Origin of the sequence: Phenylobacterium sp. (genome assembly GCF_031425575.1) — a bacterium.
Lineage (GTDB): Bacteria > Pseudomonadota > Alphaproteobacteria > Caulobacterales > Caulobacteraceae > Phenylobacterium.
This window is the reverse complement of sequence record NZ_JANPJP010000373.1, coordinates 1-16,314: the sequence shown is the minus strand read 5'-3', so window position 1 is coordinate 16,314 and position 16,314 is coordinate 1. Positions and strand designations below refer to the sequence as shown.

General features: G+C 68.8%; 14 protein-coding genes and 1 pseudogene. 6 read left to right on the top strand and 9 right to left on the bottom strand.

Features of this window, described 5'->3' with window-relative positions:
- Positions 1–144: 144 nt before the first annotated feature.
- Positions 145–1,140: a 2-oxoglutarate and iron-dependent oxygenase domain-containing protein gene (locus RMO97_RS21235; RefSeq protein WP_310542992.1), complete on the bottom strand. Its 996-nt coding sequence runs from the start codon at positions 1,138–1,140 to the stop codon at positions 145–147.
- Positions 1,141–1,391: 251 nt separating this feature from the next.
- On the opposite strand from RMO97_RS21235, the gene RMO97_RS21230 reads away from it, so the two are divergent.
- From RMO97_RS21230 to RMO97_RS21220, 3 genes are read left to right on the top strand one after another with little or no spacing between them, the layout of a single operon-like run.
- Positions 1,392–2,489 carry a putative urea ABC transporter substrate-binding protein gene (locus RMO97_RS21230; protein WP_310542991.1) on the top strand — a complete coding sequence of 366 codons (1,098 nt, stop codon included), beginning with the start codon at positions 1,392–1,394 and terminating at the stop codon, positions 2,487–2,489.
- 39 nt (positions 2,490–2,528) lie between these two features.
- Positions 2,529–3,353: an ABC transporter permease gene (locus RMO97_RS21225; protein WP_310542990.1), complete on the top strand. Its 825-nt coding sequence runs from the start codon at positions 2,529–2,531 to the stop codon at positions 3,351–3,353.
- Positions 3,350–4,117, top strand: a complete 768-nt coding sequence (locus RMO97_RS21220; protein WP_310542989.1) for an ABC transporter ATP-binding protein — start codon at positions 3,350–3,352, stop codon at positions 4,115–4,117. Before RMO97_RS21225 ends, RMO97_RS21220 begins: the two co-directional genes overlap by 4 nt.
- Before the next feature lie 41 nt (positions 4,118–4,158).
- On the opposite strand, the gene atzF is transcribed toward RMO97_RS21220, so the two are convergent.
- The 6 genes from atzF to RMO97_RS21190 all read right to left on the bottom strand — a co-directional run bounded on the left by atzF (position 4,159) and on the right by RMO97_RS21190 (position 11,965).
- Positions 4,159–5,937: an allophanate hydrolase gene (atzF, locus tag RMO97_RS21215; protein ID WP_310542988.1), complete on the bottom strand. Its 1,779-nt coding sequence runs from the start codon at positions 5,935–5,937 to the stop codon at positions 4,159–4,161.
- A 5-nt stretch (positions 5,938–5,942) separates the two neighbouring features.
- Positions 5,943–9,566 (bottom strand): urea carboxylase, encoded by a 3,624-nt coding sequence (gene uca, locus RMO97_RS21210; RefSeq protein WP_310542987.1) that lies wholly within the window; start codon positions 9,564–9,566, stop codon positions 5,943–5,945.
- Between the two features lie 5 nt (positions 9,567–9,571).
- Positions 9,572–10,201: an urea amidolyase associated protein UAAP2 gene (locus RMO97_RS21205; protein ID WP_310542986.1), complete on the bottom strand. Its 630-nt coding sequence runs from the start codon at positions 10,199–10,201 to the stop codon at positions 9,572–9,574.
- Positions 10,198–11,025 (bottom strand): urea amidolyase associated protein UAAP1, encoded by an 828-nt coding sequence (locus tag RMO97_RS21200; RefSeq protein WP_310542985.1) that lies wholly within the window; start codon positions 11,023–11,025, stop codon positions 10,198–10,200. Before RMO97_RS21200 ends, RMO97_RS21205 begins: the two co-directional genes overlap by 4 nt.
- Complete coding sequence (locus tag RMO97_RS21195) at positions 11,022–11,483, bottom strand: CopG family ribbon-helix-helix protein (protein WP_310542984.1); 462 nt, start codon at positions 11,481–11,483, stop codon at positions 11,022–11,024. The genes RMO97_RS21200 and RMO97_RS21195 overlap by 4 nt, the downstream gene beginning before the upstream one ends.
- Before the next feature lie 125 nt (positions 11,484–11,608).
- Positions 11,609–11,965: a c-type cytochrome gene (locus RMO97_RS21190; RefSeq protein ID WP_310542983.1), complete on the bottom strand. Its 357-nt coding sequence runs from the start codon at positions 11,963–11,965 to the stop codon at positions 11,609–11,611.
- Between the two features lie 276 nt (positions 11,966–12,241).
- On the opposite strand from RMO97_RS21190, the gene RMO97_RS21185 reads away from it, so the two are divergent.
- The 3 genes from RMO97_RS21185 to RMO97_RS21175 are packed head-to-tail and all read left to right on the top strand — an operon-like array spanning position 12,242 to position 15,365.
- Positions 12,242–13,921, top strand: a complete 1,680-nt coding sequence (locus RMO97_RS21185; RefSeq protein WP_310542982.1) for a sulfatase-like hydrolase/transferase — start codon at positions 12,242–12,244, stop codon at positions 13,919–13,921.
- Positions 13,922–13,926: 5 nt separating this feature from the next.
- On the top strand, positions 13,927–14,934 hold the full coding sequence (locus tag RMO97_RS21180; protein ID WP_310542981.1) for an alpha/beta fold hydrolase: 1,008 nt from the start codon (positions 13,927–13,929) through the stop codon (positions 14,932–14,934).
- On the top strand, positions 14,931–15,365 hold the full coding sequence (locus tag RMO97_RS21175) for a hypothetical protein (RefSeq protein WP_310542980.1): 435 nt from the start codon (positions 14,931–14,933) through the stop codon (positions 15,363–15,365). The genes RMO97_RS21180 and RMO97_RS21175 overlap by 4 nt, the downstream gene beginning before the upstream one ends.
- A 128-nt stretch (positions 15,366–15,493) precedes the next feature.
- Here RMO97_RS21175 and RMO97_RS21170 read toward each other — a convergent pair whose 3' ends face one another.
- Together RMO97_RS21170 and RMO97_RS21165 are read right to left on the bottom strand one after the other, a co-directional pair.
- The gene (locus RMO97_RS21170; protein ID WP_310542979.1) at positions 15,494–15,904 is read right to left on the bottom strand and encodes a DUF1330 domain-containing protein; all 411 of its coding nucleotides are present in this window, start codon (positions 15,902–15,904) and stop codon (positions 15,494–15,496) included.
- A 4-nt stretch (positions 15,905–15,908) separates the two neighbouring features.
- A pseudogene (locus tag RMO97_RS21165) lies at positions 15,909–16,314 on the bottom strand (haloalkane dehalogenase); the annotation flags it as partial.

The window sequence follows — 16,314 nt, the reverse complement described above, 5'->3', positions numbered from 1 at the left end:
CCGCCCGTGTCCGTTCGGTTTTGGGGGGGGGGCCCCGCCCCGCGGGGGGGGGGGTGGGGGCGAGCCTCAAGCTCCGAGCCCGGTCGCGCCCCCTCCACCGCCTATCGGCGGTCCCCCTCCCCCATAAATGGGGGAGGAAATTAGCTAGATGACCTTCGCCTCCTGCCCAAACACCGGCGTCAGCGACGCGGCCTCGCGGAGGTCCTTCAGGTAGCTGAAGGTCGCGATGGTCTGGGCCAGCAGGTGATCGCCCGACACCAGGCGCGGATAGCGGGCTGGTCGCTCGTCGCTGACAAAGGCCGGATGCGGCTCCACGATCGTCCAGTAGTCGCAGGTCGCGAAGAACGGGAAGCTGTAGCGCTCCTCGCCGACCTTGCGGACCCGGTGCGAGGTGGCGACGAACTCGCCGTTGGTCCAGGCCTCCAGCATGTCGCCGATATTGACCACGAAGGCGCCGGGGGTCGGCGGGCAATCGATCCAGCGCCCCTCGCCGTTCATCACCTCCAGGCCCGCGGCCGTGCCGTGCAGCAGGGTGAAGAACTCATAGTCGGTGTGGGCGCCGATGCCCTGCTGGTCCGGTTCGGCGTGGGGATCGAAGGGATAGTGGATCACCCGGAGCTGGCTGGGAGGACAGGTCAGGTGCGCCTCGAAGGCGTCCCGCGGCAGGCCGAGCGCCAGGGCGAAGCCGCCGAACAGCCGCCGGGCCAGGGCCGACACCGCCTGATAGTAGGCGGCCGCCGCGGCGCGGAAGCCCTCGTCGTCGGGCCAGAGGTTCGGCCCCATCATGGGTGCGCGGTCATCACCCGCGGGCAGGTCGAGGCCGATGTCATAGGCCTCCTTCCTGTCGATCTTGCCCCCCGGAAAGACCTCCTCGCCCTCGGGCACATAGCCGGAGTGGTTGGTGGAGCGCCCAATGTACGACTGAAGCTTGGCCTCCATCGGCTGGGCGAAGTAGCGCTGCGCGGCGGCCAGCAGGTCGGTGATCAGGACCGGGTCGAGGCCGTGGCCGGCGACATAGAGAAAGCCTGCCTCCCGCGCCGCCCGTCCCAGGGCGTCGGCCACGGCCTGGCGGTCGGCGGGATCGGGCGACCCCAGGCCCGCGATATCCACCACCGGCACAGTCTGGAAATTGCGGGTCATAGGCCGCCTCCACGCGTCGCGCGTATTACCAATTGATCGGTTCGTACTCAGTCACCTTGGTGGCGGGCGGCCAGCGAAGGGCCACCGATTGATGCCTGGACGCTCATCCTGGCGCCTCGCTGCGTAGTTTTGCGGCGCCTTCGCCCCTCTCGGCGCCGCGCGCACCGGAGCCGTGGATTATTACGATCTGCGCACTCAGTAATATCGCTCGAAAGACAGGCGAGGGCCGGTCTGCGGAACAGGGGATCGATATGACCAAGTGGCTTACCGGAGTGAAAGTCGCCGCGACGGCGGCCCTTGTCGGCCTGGCGCTGGCCGCCTGCAGCCCGAAGACCGAGACCACGACCGCCGCGGCGCCCGCCGCCAAGACCTACACCGTCGGCTGGACCATATATGCCGGCTGGATGCCTTGGCCCTATGCCGAGCAGGCCGGGATTGTGAAGAAGTGGTCCGACAAGTACGGCGTCGACATCAAGGTCGTGCAGATCAACGACTATGTCGAAAGCCTCAACCAGTTCACCGCCGGCAAGCTGGACGCGGTGACCTCCACCAACATGGACGCCCTGACCATTCCGGCCGCCGCCGGGAAGGACACCACCTTCGTGATGATCGGCGACTATTCCAACGGCAATGACGGCATTGTCCTCAAGGGCGGCGCAACCCTGGCCGACATCAAGGGCCGTCCGGTCAACCTGGTGGAAAACTCCGTCTCCCACTACCTCCTGGCCCGTGGGTTGGAGAGCGCCGGCCTGAAGATGACCGACGTGAAGGTGGTCAACACCTCCGACGCCGACATCGTCGCCGCCTTCTCGGCGCCCGACACCAAGGCCGTGGTGCCGTGGAACCCGCAGCTGACCGAGATCAAGAAGATGCCGGGCGCCAAGCAGGTGTTCGACTCATCCAAGATCCCCGGCGAGATCCTCGACGGCCTGATCATCTCCACCGAGGTGGCCAAGGCCAACCCGAACCTGGCCAAGGCCCTGGCCGGCATCTGGTATGAGACCACCATGTTGATGAACCAGCAAGACGCCGCCGGTCAGGCCGCCCGCGAAGCCATGGCCAAGATCTCCGGCACCGATCTCGCCGGCTATGAGAGCCAGCTGAAGACCACCTACCTCTACTACGATCCCAAGGCGGCGCTGGCGGCCACCACCAGCCCCGACCTGGTCGCGGCCAATGACAAGGTGCGCAAGTTCAGCTTCACCGCCGGCCTGTTTGGCCAAGGCGCCAAGTCGGTGGACGACATCGGCATCGAGTTCCCGGGCGGCAAGATCCTGGGGGACCCGAAGAACGTGAAGCTGCGCTTCGACCCGACCTACGTCCAGATGGCCGCGGACGGCAAGCTCTAGGCCCCGCTCAGTAACGCTTACCCAAGGAGGCGATTTCCGATGCGCCGTCTGCTGAACGCGCGGCCGCGTGTCGGGGGTCGCCTCCTCCTGGGCCTGTTGCCGATCCTGGCCCTGGTCCTGCTCTATCTGGTGGTCGCCACGGCGCGCCACACCGATAACCCCCGCGACAAAATCACCCCGATCCCGGCCGCCATGGCCGCCGGCATCCAGACCATGGCCTTCGAGGCCGACCCCCGCACCGGCGAAGTCCCCCTGGTGGCCGACACCAAGGCCAGCTTGCAGCGACTGGGCGTCGCGGTCGGGTTGGCCGCAGGGACCACCCTGGTGCTCGGACTGACCATCGGCCTGCTGCCCTATGTGAGAGCGAGCCTGGGCCCCTTGGTCGCCACCATATCGGTGATCCCGCCGATCGCGGTCCTGCCCATTCTCTTCATCGTCTTCGGACTGGGGGAGACCTCGAAGATCGTGCTGATCTTCGTGGGGATCACGCCGGTGATGGTTCGCGACCTGGCGACCCACGTGGCGGCCATCCCCGAGGAGCAGATCGTCAAGGCCCAGACCCTCGGCGCCTCCACCTGGCTGACCCTGCTCCGCGTCGCCCTGCCCCAGGCCCTGCCCCGTCTGATCGACTCCCTGCGGCTCTCGCTGTGCCCCGCCTGGGTCTATCTGATCTCCGCCGAAGCCATCGCGTCCGACGTCGGCCTCGGCTACCGGATCTTCCTGGTCCGCCGCTATCTCGCCATGGACATCATCCTTCCCTATGTCGTCTGGATCTCGCTGCTGGCGGTGATCATGGACCTGGCCCTGCAGGCCTGGAGCCGCACCAGCTTCGCCTGGGCCCACCCGCCGCGGAACGTCCGATGAGCGTGCTGGCCTTCCGCAATGTCTGGGTCGAGTACGGCGCCAAGATCGTCCTGGAGAAGGTCGATCTCGACGTCGCCGACGGCGCCTTCGTCTCGATCATCGGGCCCTCGGGCGCCGGCAAGTCCACCTTCCTGCGGCTGGCGCTCGGCCAGGAGGCGCCGACCCGAGGCTCCATCCTGCTGGACGGCGTGCCCCTGTCGCCGGAGCCTGGTCCGGACCGCGGCGTTGTCTTCCAGCGCTACTCGGTGTTCCCGCACATGAACGCCCTGGACAACGTGACCTTCGGCCTCGACTGCGCGGGCTCCCCCCTGCGCGGCCGGCTGGGCGGCAAGGCCAGAAAACAGGCCCGCGAAGCGGCCAAGGCCTTGCTGGCCCGCGTCGGGCTGGAGCACAATTTCAAGACCTATCCCCGGGCTCTGTCGGGGGGCATGCAGCAGCGGCTGGCCCTGGCCCAGGCGCTGATCACCCGGCCCCGCATCCTGCTCCTGGACGAGCCCTTCGGCGCGCTGGACCCGGGGGTGCGTCTCGACATGCACGGCCTGATCACCGAGCTCTGGACCGAGCACAAACTCACCATCCTGATGGTCACCCACGACATCAAGGAGGCCTTCAAGCTGGGCACCCGCGTGGTGGCCTTCGACAAGCGCCGCCACGATCCCCAGGCCCCGCACCGCTACGGCTCCACGGCGGTCTACGACTTCCCGCTGGACGACAAGAAGAGCCGCGCGGTGCCGCCGGTGCTGAAGGCGTTGGTGACCCCATAGCGCCGCTCATCCCCGCTAGAGCGGGGATGAGCGGATAGGCCTTACTTCGGCAACCCCGCGATGTATGGCCGCCAGCCGCCCAGGGCCGTGATGTCCTCGGCGCCGACGATGGCACGGGGCTCGGCGACAAAGCCCTTCACCGAGGCTCCGTTCTCCAGAGTGACCGTACCGATGGCGAGCGGCGCGGGCACCTCGACGACGAAACTGCCGAACGCCTCCACGGCCAGCTCATAGACCTCCACCTCGATGGCCCCGCCCCCCTCGCCCACATGAATGAGCGCCGGCTTGAAGGGGGTGGTGTTGGTCATGGCGAACAGCTTGTAGGCCGCCGCCGTTTTGGTCCGGCTCACCAGCTTGGCGTCGCGAGAGGTGAGCTGCCAGTGCAGGGGCATGCCCGCCAGGTGGGCTCCCACGACGGCGAGCTTCACGGTCTGGGGCTTGCCGGCGGTGTCCAGCGCGGGGGCGTCGGGCATGGGGGAGATCTCCTCGTAGCGGCGGGCCAGGTCGAGCAGGACATTGTCCGCCCAGGCCTGCCCCACCAGGGTGACGCCGAAGCCGGTGTCGTTGTCGCGGAACCCGGCCGGGACGGCGATGGCGCTCATGTCCAGCAGGTTGACGAAGTTGGTGTAGAGCCCCAGCGCCCCGTTCAGGGCGAAGGGCTCGGCCATCACCTCGGCCAAGCGGTAGATGGTGGGCGTGGTGGGCAGCAGCAGGACGTCCACCTGGAGCCAGATGGCCTCCGCCGCCCGGGCATGGTCGGCCAGGGCGTAAAGGCCGCGGAAGGTGGCGACGCCGGTCACCCCGAAGCCGCCCTGCAGGATGGCGCGCACCGTGGGGTTCACCGCCGCCGGGGTCGCCCGCAAGAGGGGTTCGATGGCGGCGGTGCGCTCAGCCAACCAGGGGCCGCTGTAGAGCAGCTTGGCGGCCTCCAGCAGGGGCTCGATGTCGATCTCAACCGGCGCGCCGCCCATGGCGGTGACTCGCTCGACAGCCCGGCCGTAGAAGGCCTGGGCCTGGTCGTCCCCCATGAAGATCAGTTGATCCGCCTTCGGAACACCGAACCGGAAGCTTGTCCCGAGGAGGGCGGGCGCGGGCGGCGCCTGTCGCGAATAGGTGTCAGTGGGGTCGAAGGCGGCCACGACGCTGTCCACCAGGGCGGCGTCGACCACGTCGTTGGCCAGCACCGTCACGCAGTCGAGCGACCGGCAGGCGGGCACGACGCCGCTCGTGCTCCAGCGGCCCTTGGTGGGCTTGAAGCCGATCAGACCGTTGAAGGCCGCCGGCACTCGGCCCGAACCGGCCGTATCGGTGCCGAGCGCGAAGGCCACCAGGCCCGCCGCCACCGCCACCGCCGATCCCGAGCTGGAGCCGCCGCTGACATAGGCCAGATTGTAGACGCAGGCCGGCGCGCCATAGGGGCTGCGCGCGCCCACCAGGCCGGTGGCGAACTGGTCCAGGTTGGTCTTGCCCATGAGAATCGCGCCTGCCGCCAGCAGCCGGGCGACCACCGTGGCCGTGTCGTCAGGCTCGTAGGCATAGGCCGGACAGGCCGCCGTGGTGGGCAGACCCGCCACGTCGATATTGTCCTTCACCGCGAAGGGCGCTCCGGCCAGGGGCAGCTGCTCGCCCGCCGCGATGCGGGCGTCCACCGCCCGGGCCTGGGCCAGGACGGTCTGCGGATCGGGCCGCATGATCCAGGCGTGTGCCTGCACCTCGTCATAGGCGGCGATGGCGTCCAGGGCCTCGGCGATGACGCTCTCGGCCGAGCGGGCGCCGCTGTAGACGGCCGACGCGATGGCGGTGATGGAGAGGCGGGTCATGGGGCTCAAGCCGGTTCGAGGGCGATCATCGGGGCGCCGGGGGCGATGGGCTGGCGCTCCTGGGCGTAGACCTGACGGACGACCCCGGCGCTGGGGCTGGCCACGTCGCACTCGGTCTTCATGGCCTCGATCACCGCGATGATCGCGCCCTTCTCCACGCGGTCGCCCACCTCCACCAGCATCTTCCAGACGCTGCCGCCCAGGGGCGCCTCGACGAACTCCGAGCCACCAGGCGCCTCGAAGGCGGCGGCCGGCGCATCGTCTATGGCTTCGCTCGACAGCGCCTCGACCCGGGCGAACTCGCCCTTGACCTCCCAGTCGGCGCGCTCAGCCTCGAAGGCCGCCTGTCGATTGGCCTGGAAGGCTTCGATGCTCTCGGCGTGGTCGGCCATCATCCTGCGGTAGTCGGAGAGCCTGAAGGTCTCCTCGTCGATGCGGATCTCGCGGCGTCCCAGAGGGAAGTCGCGACGCCACTCGGTCAGCTCTTCATGGCTGACGGGGAAGAAGCGAATCTGGTCGAAGAACCGCAGCAGCCAGGGCTTGCTCTCGGTGAAGGCGTTGGTCTGCCGGTAGGTGTTCCAGACCTGGATCGTGCGTCCGAACAGCTGGTAGCCGCCCGGGCCCTCCATCCCGTAGATGCACATATAGGCGCCGCCGATCCCCACCACGTTGGGCGGGGTCCAGGTGCGGGCGGGGTTGTACTTGGTGGTCACCAGCCGGTGGCGCGGATCGACCGGGGTGGCGACCGGCGCGCCCAGATAGACATCCCCCAGGCCCATCACCAGGTAGCGGGCGTCGAAGACGATGCGGTGGACGTCATCCTCGCTGGCCAGGCCGTTGATGCGCCGGATGAACTCGATGTTGTCGGGGCACCAGGGGGCGTCGTCGCGCACCGAGGCCATGTACTTGTCGATGGTCTCGTAGATCGCCGGGTCCTTCCAGGACAGCGGCAGGTGGATCACCCGGCTGGGGATCTCGAAGTCGTCCAGGCCGCCCAGGCGCTCTTCCATGTCGGCGAGCGCCTGAAGCAGGCGAACCTGGGGCAGGACGCGGCTGTCATAGTGGACCTGCAGGGAGCGGATGCCCGGCGTGATGTCAATGACGCCCGGCAGCGCCTGGGCCTGCAGCTCCAGCATCAGGGCGTGGATGCGCAGGCGTAGTTCCAGGTCCAGCACGATGGGGCCGTATTCCACCAGCAGGTGGCGGTCGCCCTGGCGGCGGTAGACCACCTGCGGCCGGTGACCGGTCGCGTCGATGACAGCCAGGATCGGGTTGGTGATCGTCTCATCGAACAGGTCGCGGTGCGGGGTCTTGGTGGGCGCCTGAGCAGACTCAAGGCTCTCCACCAGGCGGTCCTGCTCGGTCTCCGCCAGGGTGGCGGCGGTGTCGTCCACCAGGTCGAAGGTGACGGTGTCGCCCGGCGCCAGTTGCCCCACCTTCCAGAGGTCGGCCTGGATCACCACGAAGGGGCAGACAAAGCCCCCCAGGGACGGCCCGTCCGGCCCCAGGATGATCGGCATGTCGCCGGTGAAGTCGACGGCTCCGATGGCGTAGGCGTTGTCGTGGATGTTGGACGGGTGCAGCCCCGCCTCACCCCCGTCGCGCCGCGCCCAGTGCGGCTTGGGCCCGATCAGGCGCACCCCGGTGCGGTTGGAGTTGTAGTGCACCTTCCACGCCGCCGAGCGGACCATCGCGATATCGGCCGGGGTGAAGAAGTCCGGCGCCCCATGGGGCCCGGCCAGCACGCGGACCGCCCAGGTCTTGCCCAGCTGGGGCCGCGCCGCGGCCTCCAGCGGCTGGGCCACGTCGTCCACCTCGGCGTCCCCCAGGTGCAGCACGTCGCCGGCCGCCAGGGTCCGCCCCGCATGGCCGCCGAAGCCGCCAAGGGTGAAGCTCGACCGGCTGCCCAGATAGGCCGGGATGTCCAGCCCGCCACGCACCAGCAGATAGGCCCGCAGGCCCGCCCCCTTCACCCGGGCGATCTTCAGGGTCTGGCCCGCCGCGATGGCGATCGGCGCATAGGTGGCCATCGGCTCGCCGTCGAGGCTGGCCTCCAGCTCGGCTCCGGTCAGGCAGACCACGGCCTCGTGGTTGAAAACTAGCGTCGGGCCGAGCGCGGTGATCTCCAGGCCCGCCGCCGCCTGCGGATTGCCCAGCAGCCGGTTGCCCAGCCGAAATGCGAGCGCGTCCATCGGCCCTGACGGCGGCACGCCGACATCCCAGTAGCCGAGGCGGCCAGGATAGTCCTGGACCGTGGTGGCAGGGCCGCCGCTCAGCACGCGGATGGTGCGGGGCTTGAAGGCGATGTCGGCCAGGGCCCGCGTCGAGACCTGTCCGCTGACGAAGGCCTCGCTGCGGGCCACCTGCCGCAGCCATTCGAGATTGGTCTCCAGGCCGTAGAGGGCGGTGCGGTCCAGGGCCTGCTGCAGGGCGCGGACGGCGGTGGGACGGTCGGCGGCGGTGACGATCAGCTTGGCCAGCAGGGGGTCGTAGTGGGCGCTGACCTCAGTCCCGTCGGTGATCCAGGTGTCGACCCGGGCGTCCTGCGGGAAACTGGCCTTGGTGAGCACCCCCGACGAGGGCCGGTAGTCCTGGCCCGGGTCCTCGGCATAGAGCCGCGCCTGGATCGAGGCGCCCCTGGCGGTCCCGTCGAAGCCGCCCAGGAAACCGTAGTCTCCGGCCGCCCCGCGGATCATCCACTCCACCAGGTCGACGCCGGTCACCTGCTCGGTGACGCCATGCTCCACCTGCAGGCGGGTGTTGACCTCCAGGAAGAAGAAGTCGTCGCGCTCGGCGTCGTAGAGGAATTCCACCGTGCCGGCCGAGCGGTAGTCGGCGGCCTCGCACAGGCGCACGGCGGCCGCCATCAAAGCGGCGCGGGTGGCGGGCGGAAGGTGCGGGGCGGGCGTCTCCTCGATGACCTTCTGGTTGCGCCGCTGCAGCGAGCAGTCCCGTTCGCCCAGCGCGACGACCCGGCCCTGCCCGTCGCCGAACACCTGCACCTCGATGTGCCGCGCCTGGCGGACATAGCGCTCCAGGAAGACCCCGGCGTCGGAGAAGTTGGAGCCCGCCAGCCGCGCCACGGCGGCGAAGGCCTCGGCCACGGCCTCGGGGGTCTCGCAGACCCGCATGCCGATGCCGCCGCCTCCGGCGGTGGCCTTGAGAATCACCGGGAAGCCGATGCGATCGCCCGCCTCGCGGGCCACGTCGGCGTCGGTGAGCAGGTCGGTGCCGGGCGCCAACGGCACACCCTGGGCCTGGGCCAGGTCGCGGGCGGTGTGCTTCAGGCCGAAGGCCAGGATATTGGCCGGCGTCGGCCCGATGAAGGCGATCCCCGCGGCCTCGCAGCGCTCGGCGAAGACGGTGTTCTCGCTGAGGAACCCGTAGCCCGGATGGACGGCCTGGGCGCCCGTCGCCTTGGCGGCGGCCAGGATGGCGTCGATGTCGAGATAGGACTGGGCCGCCGCCGCGGGGCCGATGCGCACGGCCTCGTCCGCCTGGGAGACGTGCAGGGACCCGGCGTCGGCGTCGGAGAACACCGCAACCGAGCCCACCCCCATCGTCTTCAGGGTGCGGATGATCCGGCAGGCGATGGCGCCGCGGTTGGCGATCAGGACCTTGGTGAACACTGGTCCTACCCCGCGATGATCATGCGCACGGGCGTCGGATTGAAGCCGTTGCAGGGATTGTTGATCTGCGGACAGTTGGAGACGATGGCCACCAGGTCCATCTCCGCGCGCAGGTCCACATAGAGGCCCGGCGCCGAGATGCCGTCGACGATGCCCAGCGCCCCGTCGGCCTCCACCGGCACGTTCATGAACCAGTTGATGTTGGACACCATGTCGCGCTTGCCCCGCCCGTGCCGAGCGTTGGCCTGCAGGAAGTTCTCGACGCAGGCGTGCTGGCTTTTGGTGTGGTGACCGTAGCGCAGGGTGTTGCTCTCACACGAACAGGCCCCGCCGATGGTGTCGTGATAGGCGACCGAAGTCCCCGTCACCGTGGCCATGGCGGCGCCCTCGTTCGACAGCAGCACCGAACCCGTCCGCAGGAAGATATTGCCCTGGGCGGCCATGGTGTCCTGGGCCGAATAGCGCTCGGCGTCGTCGGCCAGCGCATACATCAGGAAGTCGACGGCCTGGTTGCCCTCCAGGTCGACGATGCGCAGGGTCTGGCCCTTGCGCACCACCGCGTCCCAGGGGGCGCGGGCGGGGACGATGTCGTCGCGGGCGATGGGGCCTGTCAGGCCGCTCAAGGGGTCGCTCATCGGCTGTACTCCGCCTCAACGTTCAGAAAGGCGCGCAGGCCCTCCGGGGTGGCGTTGCGGATCGGGTCTTCGGGCGGCGTCACCGGCCCGCGCCAGGCGCTGACCCGCAGGGGCGTGACGCTGTAGTCGGCCCGCGAGTCCAGCACGTGGGGGCAGTTGGCCAGCACCACGATCAGGTCCATCTCGGCCCGCAGGGTCAGGCGGCGGCCCGCGGCGAAGGGACCGGCCTGCGGGGTGATCGCCCCGTCGGCCTCAACCCTCACCCCCTTGAACCAGGTGATGCAGGGATGGATGTCGCGGCGGCCCAGGCCGAACTTGGCGAGCGCCAGGCTGAAGCGGTCCCGCGCATTGGGGTGCGGCCCCCAGTTGTCGCCGGCGCCATACCTCGCGGCGTTGGTCGCCGCGTTGGAGGCCCCGCAGAAGGCGTCGTGGGTCCCGGCCTCGTCCTCCAGCAAGCTGAACATCACCTTGCCCATGTCCGACAGCACAAGCTTGCCGGCGCCCAGATAGGCGTTCCACTGCACCTTCAGGGTGTCGGCCACGTTCAGCCGTTCGACCGGCCGCTCGGCGTTGAACACCAGCATCGAGGCGCAGGCGTCCCCGGCCAGGTCGGTCAGCTGCAGGCGCGCGCCGCGGTCCAGGCGCTTGGCGCCGTAGCCGCCGGGGGCGAGGGTCTCGGCCCAGACCATGTCGGACGGCGCAACCCCGGCCGGCGGCTGCGCCGCCGCGCTGGCGGGCACGGTAGGCATGGCGTCGACCTGCGTTCCGGCCATCGCCCGGGCGTGGGCCTGGGCGGCGTAGGGGTTGGCGGTGTCGGTGGTCATGTCGCGTCCTCGGGATCGAGCAGGGCATGCAGGGGCGGCAGCAGGGCGGTGGTGGTCACGAGCTTGAGCTGCTGCACCCCGCGTATCTTGCGCAGCTCGTCGCAGAGATCGCTCAGGCGCTCCGACGGCCCCTGGACCAGCAGCACCTCCAAGGACTGGTCATCCTCCAGGAAGACGTGCTGCGAGGAGATCACCTCCTCCAGATAGGCCTGCTGGGCCTGGGCCAGGGCCTGACGGACCCGGCCGCTCTCAGTGCGGTAGATCAGGGTGATGGCGCCCGCCAGCACCATGCCGGGCCGCGTCTCGCCGTGCTCGGCCAGTTCATGGCGGATCAGTTCAGCGATCATCTGCGAGCGGCTGGGCAGGCCGCGCTCGGTGACCATGGCGTCGAGCTGGGCCACCAGTTCGGCGGGCATGCTCAGACTCAATCGCGCCAGGGGAAGGCTTTCGACGTTCATGCGCCGATCTGCGGTCAGTATTACGATCAGGCCAAATCGTAATACGTCACGCAGAGGCCGACATCGTCCGGCGCCCTACTCTTAGGCAATGGCGGCTCGGGGCGCCTATCGGCGCGGCGATCGCCTCAGGGCGTTTCCAGACTTCCGATATAGGCCGCGATGTCATCGGCCTCGTTGGCGGTGAGTCCGATTTTGGGCATGTCGTAGTGACGCCCCTTGGCGATGTCCTCCATCCGGCGCCTGAAGCTGAGGGCGGTCATCCCGCGCCGCATGTCCCGAAACGCGGTCGATGGGGACCGGGGACTTTCGCCGTAGAGGCCCAGCCCATGACAGCCGCCACAGCGCAGCTCAGCCAGGTCCCGTCCACGCTCGGCCGCCATATCCCCCGCCGCCGTAAGTGGCACATTGGCGCCGCCGCAGGCCGCGAGCAGCAGAAGGGGAATGCAAAGTGACCAGACCTTGTGCAACCCGAGCTCCGCCATCGAAGGTCCTCCATGGGCGCCAGGAGAGAGAGAGCCCCGAAACCCAAGGCTCCAGAGCGCTCCTCCAGACCACGGGCTCGGGGGGTGAGCGTCAGTAGGCTGGATGTCCAGACCAATCAGTTCTCTCGGACCTCTCGACCTCTATCGGCTGCCGGCCGCGACGCCTTGACCCAGATCAAAGGCCGCGGCGGACCATCACGCTGGACAGGCCCGGAATGTAATGGCACTATTAATGTCAATATATGGGGCGGAGGGACCGCCAAGGGGGCGAAGATCATGAAGAAGCGGATCTGGCTGGGCGCCACCGCCCTCGTGATCGCCGTGGGCGTTGGCGTCGCCGCGATGAATAGGCCAGCGATCCTCAGCATGGTCGCCAGGGCCCGAATGCCCCCTGTGGAGCCGAACCGTCCGGTGGCCTGGGCCCAGGGGCCCGCCGCGCCCGCCCCCGGGGAACGGCCGCCGAACGTGGTCTTCATTCTGGTTGATGACCTGGGCTTTAACGACATCACCCTGAACGGCGGCGGAGTGGCCGGCGGGGTGGTCCCGACGCCCAACATCGATTCCATCGCCCGGGACGGCGTCGACTTCGTGAACGGCTATGCGGGCAACGCGACCTGCGCGCCGTCACGGGCGGCGCTCATGACCGGCCGCTATCCCACCCGCTTCGGCTTCGAGTTCACCCCCGCGCCCGTCGCCTTCGCCAAGCTGGTGGGCACCGAGGCCGAACCGGACTCGCTCATCGAGCCGAAGTTCTTCGGCGACCGCGTCAAGAACATGCCCCTCGGCAGCACGACGCGGTCACCCACCGCCGTGAACACCCTCAGCATGCCGGCCAGCGAACTCACCATCGCAGAAGTGCTCAAGCCCCGCGGCTACCACACCATCCACCTGGGCAAGTGGCACCTGGGCGGGGCCGAGGGCTCACGCCCGGAAGCTCAGGGTTTCGACGAGAGCCTGGGCTTCATCGCCGGCGGCTCGATGTTCCTGCCCGAGAAGGCGCCCGACGTCGTCAACGCCAAGCAGCCCTGGGATCCCATCGACCGCTTCCTGTGGCCGAACCTTCCCTATCAGGTTCAATACAACAACTCGGCGATGTTCGCGCCGAAGGGCTACATGACCGACTACCTCACCGATGAGGCGGTCAGCGCCATCAAGGCCAACAGGAACCGGCCGTTCTTCCTCTACTACGCCCCCAACGCCATCCACACGCCGCTGCAGGCCACCAAGGCCGACTACGACGCCCTGCCCCAGATTGCGGACCACCGCCTGCGGGTTTACGGCGCCATGGTGCGCAACCTGGACCGCAATGTCGGCCGCGTGCTCCAGGCCCTGAAGGATCAGGGCCTGGACGACAACACCCTGGTGATCTTCACCAGCGACAACGGCGGCGCGGGCTATGTCGGCCTGGCCGACGTCAACCGGCCCTATCGCGGCTTCAAGTCCACCTTCTTCGAGGGCGGGATCCATGCGCCCTTCTTCATGCGCTGGCCGGCCAAGATCCAGGCCGGGTCGCGCTACGCCAATCCCGTCAGCCACATCGACATCTTCGCCACCGCCGCGGGCGCGGCGGGCGCGGCGCTTCCCAAGGACCGAGTGATCGACGGGGTCGACCTCGTCCCCTACCTGCAGGGCAAGGCGTCGGGTCGGCCGCACCAGACCCTGTTCTGGCGGTCGGGCCAGTACAAGGCCGTTCGCGACGGCGATTGGAAACTGCAGAGCAACGGCGCCCGCGGGAAGGTGTGGCTCCACGACCTCGCGGCCGACCCCACCGAGCAGCGCGACCTGTCCAAGGCGAGACCCGACAAGGTGGCGGCCCTCCAGGCCCTGCTCCGCGACCAGGACGCCCAGGCCGCCAAGCCGATCTGGCCCTCCCTGCTGCAGGGTCCGGTCTTCATCGACCATCCGAGCGGCCAGCCCCAGAAGCCCGGCGAAGAATACATTCTGTGGGATAACTGAAGCACATGACCCAGCCCCTCACCACAGACGCGGGCGTCCGGTTCCTGCGCTCGCCGGACGCGGCCTTCCAGGGTCTGGCGGACTACCCCTTCGCGCCCCACCACATCAACTTTGAGGGCCTGCGTTTGGCCTATGTGGACGAGGGGCCCCGCAACGGGCCGGTCGCCCTACTGATGCACGGCATGCCCACATGGAGCTACCTGAACCGGAAGATCATCCACCGTTTGGTCGCGGCGGGCTGGCGATGCGTGGCGGCCGATCACATCGGCTTTGGCCGCTCTGACAAGGTGACCGACGACGGCTGGTACTCCATAGCCCGGCACGTGGCCGCCCACCGGCTGCTGGTCGAGACCCTGGACCTGAGGGACGTCACCCTGTTCTGCCAGGATTGGGGCGGCCCCATCGGCCTGGCCCAGGCCGCCGAGCAGCCGGAGCGGTTCTCGCGCCTGGTGGTGATGAACACCTGGCTGCACCACGCCGACTACGCCTACACCGACGCCCTGAAGCAGTGGAACGCCCAGTGGCAGGCCGACGGACTGTTCGGCATGAACGTCCCGGAGAAGCTGTCCCTGGGCTGGTTCATGATGCTGCCGCTGGGCCACATGAAGCCGGCTGACCTGTTCGGCGTCATCGGCACGGGAACCCACCCAGTCCTGACACCCGAGCAGGACGCCGTGCGCCGCGGTTACGACGCCCCCTTCGAGGGCCTGGGCCGGGCCGGTCACGCCGGGCCCCGCCGCTTCCCCTTGAGCCTGCCCTTCGACAATCCGCAGGGCGGGGCCGCCGAGGCCCAGGCCCATTGGTTCGAGGCTCTGCTCGGCTGGAAGAAGCCCATCCACTTCGTCTGGGGCGGCGCCGACGCGGTGTTCACCGAAGCCTGGGGCCGGGCCTGGGCGGCCCACTATCCGCAGGCCACCTTCGACCTGCTGCCCGAGGCCGGCCATTTCCTGCAGGAGACCCACGGCGAGCAGATCGCCGAGATCGTCCTGGAGCGAATGAAGGCCAAGCCATGAGCTTCTTTCCGCCCTCGACCAATTCTCAGTACCTCGGGGCTCGGAGTTCGGTCTGGTTCCTGGGACTGTCAGCGGTCCTGACCCTGGTCCCCGGCCTGATCCACAGCTTTTTCCCCGACGGCGGAGCCGGTGTGATCGGGGGCCTGGATATGGGTGACAGGCGCGACATGGTGATCGGTCTGTTCCGATGGGAGGGCGCGACCCAGCTGGCGCTGGGAATGGGCCTGCTGGTGGTGGCCTTGCGCTATCAGACCCTCACGGCGCTGTTCCTGGCCTTGGTGATCGTCGAGCGCGGCCTGATGAGCCTGCACGGCTGGGTGCTGTCGCCACCGGTCAGCGGCCACCACCCTCCAGCCCACTATGGCAGCCCGGCGTTTGCGGCCCTGGCCCTGGTGTTCCTGATTCTGGCCCTGCGTCCGCGTCGAGGCTAAAGAGCGCCGACGGCGTTGAAATAGCCAGGCGCGCCCGCCACGGCCGGGCCGAGCAAGGCGTCAGGTGGCTGGGCGGTCTCGGTTTACGAGGCCTCCCACCCGAACCGCCTGGGCTCCGGGATCACGCACTATCCCCGCGGTTTGGTCTTGATATTCAGCTGGCCGGCCAGGCCCGCGACGCGGTGATGTTCAATGGCGTGCATGGCTGGCGACATGGCCATTTCACGGAAGGCGGCCAGGGACGGGTATTCGGCGAGCGCCACCATGTCCCACAGCTCCTCCACCTCGCCGATCATCAGGCCCGTGACCTCGCCGCTGTAGCGGACCTTGCCCCCCAGCCCCTCCACGAGCTGGGCGACTTCCTCGCCGTAGCGGGCATAGGCCTCGCGGCCGCTGAGGTGGGCGTCGCTGCCGTCGGCGTACTCGGCCTTCGGCTTGAACTTCAACAGGTTGACCATGACGAAGGGCCCCTCCTCGGGCGCCCCGAAGAATTCCATGGCCTGCTGCATGGGGGGCAGGACAGCGTTGACGACGTTCATGGGCTTAGCTCCGGGTGCGGATCAGGGTGTCGATGATGGCGATGATGTCGTCTGGGCAGTCTTCCTGCAGGAAGTGGCCGCCCTTGGTGGTGGCGTGGTGCTGACCCTTGGCGCCCGGGATGCGGGTCTGGAAGACGACGTCGCCGTCGCTAAAGGCGGTGACCACGGGCCTGTCGAACCGCTCCAGCACCTCCCAGGCGGCCTTGTTCTCCGCTACCTGGCCGTGCTCGGGCGTCACCGGCACCAGGGTCGGGAACTGCCGGGCGCCCTCCTTGTAGGTCTCGTCCGGGAAGGGCGCGTCATAGGCGGCGATCTCGGCCAGGGTCAGCTCCCGGCCGGTTCCCATGTTGACGATCATGCCGATGGGCATTTCCGGGACGGTCTGGCTGAACTCCAGCCAGGCCTTGAAG